The sequence below is a fragment of the Candidatus Venteria ishoeyi genome (genome assembly GCF_030378065.1).
GTDB lineage: Bacteria > Pseudomonadota > Gammaproteobacteria > Beggiatoales > Beggiatoaceae > Venteria > Venteria ishoeyi.
Map to the genome: position 1 here is coordinate 1 of NZ_JAUCGJ010000108.1, position 1,536 is coordinate 1,536.

General features: G+C 42.1%; 1 protein-coding gene. It reads right to left on the minus strand.

Features of this window, described 5'->3' with window-relative positions; translation table 11 throughout:
• Positions 1-114: 114 nt before the first annotated feature.
• Entirely contained in the window at positions 115-1,467 is a 1,353-nt protein-coding gene (locus tag QUF61_RS18100; RefSeq protein WP_289682951.1) for a transposase, read from the minus strand.
• Between the last annotated feature and the right edge of the window lie 69 nt (positions 1,468-1,536).

Consider the following 1,536-nt stretch of genomic DNA (forward strand, 5'->3'; position numbering starts at 1 on the left):
CTAAGCAATAGACAAAGAACTCCCTCCACCACAGTGACCAACTATATTTCCCAAAATTTTAATTTCACACACTTAATCTAAAACCAAGCCTAAAACACATATTTTTATAACATGCTAAGAAGTATTCGGGGCTAACGCACCCCGCTGATTGCCATAAATCACACTCAGCCAAATATCTTCCCAGGATTCAATAAAATAATTCGTAAAGAAGCCACGTAATTTTTCCCATAGTGAAGTTCTTGAATGAAGCCGGTTACGTGCAGCCTGAAATAGTGGGCAGCAGGCTTCTTGTATTTGGTCAATTAAAAACATCAGCAGCATCAGATAACCAAACACCGTTGCTAAGTGCTGTTTGCCGTGCCCATAGTTGTGTTCCAGGTTGTATCCTTGATTTTTAAGTGTGTTGAAGGTCTCATTTTCGACCTTCCAGCGGCAGCGTCCTGCACGCATGACCCGGCAAACACTGCGCCGCGTCAATTTAAGGTTAGTAATCCATATCCAGCTATGTGGTTTCTCCTCATCTTGTTTAATTTCCCAAAAATTCAAAAGATTAACTTTGATGTCTGAGTGGCTCGCATTTAATGATAGATTGTTTGTCCAGCAAAAGCCTTGTGTCAAGCCATCTTTAGTTTCTTCATATTCTTCTGCTTTGCCTGCTACACGACACTCGATATATTCATTGACTAAATTGACGTGGTCGCTTTCTTTTGCCACCAAAATGTAGTCAAAATTCAGTTCTTTGAGCAGCTTGATAAACGGCCCTTTGGAATAAATGCCATCAGCAGCTATGATGATTTTCCGCTTCGGAAAAAGCTTGCGTATTTTCGGCATCAGACGCTTGGCAGCGTTGATTTCACAGTCATTTTTACTCGCATCCTTTTGTTTGATAATCGGTTCCGGTGCAAGTGGCAGTACAGTTTTTTTGTTCGGGCATGCTATCACTGCCGCTAACATTTGATGGTAATATTCCACTGTCCCGTCTGAATGCGTGCGGGTGCAACAGTCCGGGCAACCGATACAGTTGGAGCTGTATTCTCCCGTTGCATCCAATAAGATGACAAGTGCCCCCAGATATTTGAATTCTCGTAGAACACCGTTGCGTTCAAGACTTCTGTGTAATGTGTCAAACCCCTTAGCAACCTGTGCCGGTTCCACAGGATCGAGTATTGTCCGCATCTGCGTATCGCATGGGGCTTGTCCGGAAACACCATACAATGTCTGTAAATTGTGTTTTATATGTGCTTCTTCGCGATTTTCGTCAAATTTGAGTAAAGATGGGAATTTCAAACTGAACACTGCTGCACCTGACATTAGCGTATCAACCAAGGAATATTCTACACTTGCAGTGCGATGTTCGGGTATTTTGGTAAATGTTTTTCTGACTGCCTCAAGTAGGCGTTTTACTGATAGGCATGAAGATGCCTGAATATCATCGTATGACGGAATTGGAGGTAAGGCTTTTGGCATAATTCTATCTTTTATGGTGTCTATTTTTCCTATATTTTAACTCATTTTATGCTGACCGGGAATTGCTGC

Excerpts from the sequence above, each read along its gene's own strand:
- QUF61_RS18100 (WP_289682951.1), bottom strand. The coding sequence starts at position 1,467 with ATGCCAAAAGCCTTACCTCCAATTCCGTCATACGATGATATTCAGGCA.